Source organism: Mesorhizobium sp. M7A.F.Ca.US.011.01.1.1, assembly GCF_003998295.1.
Classification (GTDB): domain Bacteria; phylum Pseudomonadota; class Alphaproteobacteria; order Rhizobiales; family Rhizobiaceae; genus Mesorhizobium.
Window position 1 is genome coordinate 1 of sequence record NZ_RZRT01000248.1, and the last position, 412, is coordinate 412.

Here is a 412-nt window from a genome sequence, read left to right on the forward strand (position 1 = left end):
ACGTCAGTGGCGTCGACGTCAACGAGGCCGTGGTCGAGAAGGTCAATCGCGGCGAAATCCACATCGTCGAGCCGGTCCTTGATGGTTTGATCCAGAAGGTTGTGGCCAACGGCAAGCTCAGGGCTTTTAGCACGCCGCAGCCGGCGGACGCCTTTATCATCGCCGTGCCGACCCCGATGACCGAGGACCACAAGCCGGATGTGAGCTATGTGCTCGCGGCGGCACGAAGCGTCGCATCCGTGCTGAAGCGGGGAGACCTCGTGGTTCTGGAATCGACATCGCCGGTCGGCACGACGCGCATCATGACGGCACTGCTTGCCGAGTTGCGGCCCGATCTCAAATTTCCTCTCGTGCATGGCGAAGAGGCCGATGTCCTGGTCGCCTATTCGCCCGAGCGCGTGTTGCCGGGAAA

At 62.4% G+C, this 412-nt stretch carries 1 pseudogene; it reads left to right on the plus strand.

Annotation, left to right across the window (positions count from 1 at the left end):
* Positions 1 to 412 (plus strand): annotated as a pseudogene (locus tag EOA13_RS37575) (UDP-N-acetyl-D-mannosamine dehydrogenase); the annotation flags it as partial.